Origin of the sequence: Kocuria rhizosphaerae (genome assembly GCF_044462265.1) — a bacterium.
Classification (GTDB): Bacteria; Actinomycetota; Actinomycetes; order Actinomycetales; family Micrococcaceae; genus Kocuria; species Kocuria rhizosphaerae.
Genome location: NZ_JBISWL010000049.1, coordinates 1 through 1333, shown reverse-complemented (window position 1 = coordinate 1333; position 1333 = coordinate 1). Strand labels below are relative to the sequence as shown.

Here is a 1333-nt window from a genome sequence, read left to right as displayed (position 1 = left end):
CCGCCGGTCAGACCGTCCGGAAGGCGGCGACGGCATTGTGACCGCCGAAGCCGAAGGAGTTGGACACGGCCACGAAGTCCCCGCTGGGGAGCTCGCGGGCTCCGGTGACGATGTCGAGGTCGATCTCCGGGTCCTGGTTCTCGAGATTGATCGTGCACGGCGCGGTGCGGTGGTGCACCGCCAGCACGGTGAGGACGGCCTCCACGGCCCCGGAGCCGCCGAGGATGTGGCCGGTCATCGACTTGGTCGCGGACACGCACATCTCGTCGACGGCGGAGCCGAAGGCCCGGCGCAGCGCCCCGGCCTCCGGGGCGTCGCCGCGCGGCGTCGAGGTCGCGTGGGCGTTGACGTGCTTGACCTCGGAGGCGGTGAAGTCCCCGGTCGCCATGGCCTCCTCCAGCGCGCGGGCCGCTCCGCGGCCCTCCTCGTCCGGGGCGGTGATGTGGTAGGCGTCCGACGTGAGGCCGGCGCCGGCGAGCTCGGCGTAGATGCGCGCGCCGCGGGCCTTCGCGTGCTCCTCCGACTCGAGCACCACGGCCCCGGCGCCCTCGCCCATGACGAAGCCGTCGCGGGCCGTGTCGTAGGGCCGGGAGGCGCGCTCGGGCTCGTCGTTGCGCTTGGACAGCGCCTGCATGGAGGCGAACGCCGCGATCGTGACGGGGTGGATCGCCGACTCGGCGCCGCCGACCACCACGACGTCGGCCTTGCCGGAGCGGATGAGGTTCATCCCTTGGTAGAAGGCCTCGGTCCCTGACGCGCACGCCGAGACGGGGGTGATCGAGGCGGCGCGGGCACGCAGGTCCATCCCCACGGCGGCGGCGTTGCCGTTGGGCATGAGCATCGGGACGGTGAGCGGCATGACGCGGCGGGCGCCGCGGCTCTTCAGGGTGTCGTAGGCGTCGAGCAGGGTCCAGACGCCGCCGATGCCGGTGCCGAACGCGACGGCGAAGCGGTCGGGGTCGACCTCTTCGGTCTCCTCGGCGTTGGGGCCGGAGAAGCCCGCGTCGGCCCACGCCTCGCGCCCGGCGATGACGGACAGCTGGCCGGAGGGGTCCAGACGCTTGGCCTCGACACGGCTCAGCACCTCGGTGGCGGGCGTCGAGACGGGCGCGGCGATCCGCACGCCCAGTTCGTAGGTGTCCACCCAGTCGTGCTCGATGGCTCGGACACCGGAGACGCCCGTGGTGGCGCTGCGCCACAGCTCGGGCACGGTGCCACCGATCGGGGTGGTGGCGCCGAGGCCGGTGACGACTACTTTGCGGGTCATGACTGCACTTCCTCGTGTCCTGGGGTGAAGCGGGGGGAGGCCGGCCCGTGTGCGGGGCCGCGGGGC

Annotated in this window: 1 protein-coding gene; it reads right to left on the bottom strand. The window is 73.4% G+C overall.

Annotated features, from left to right (window positions below):
* Positions 1-7 precede the first annotated feature (7 nt).
* Complete coding sequence (locus ACH9EU_RS06090) at positions 8-1267, bottom strand: beta-ketoacyl-ACP synthase II (RefSeq protein WP_396413048.1); 1260 nt, start codon at positions 1265-1267, stop codon at positions 8-10.
* Positions 1268-1333 lie beyond the last annotated feature (66 nt).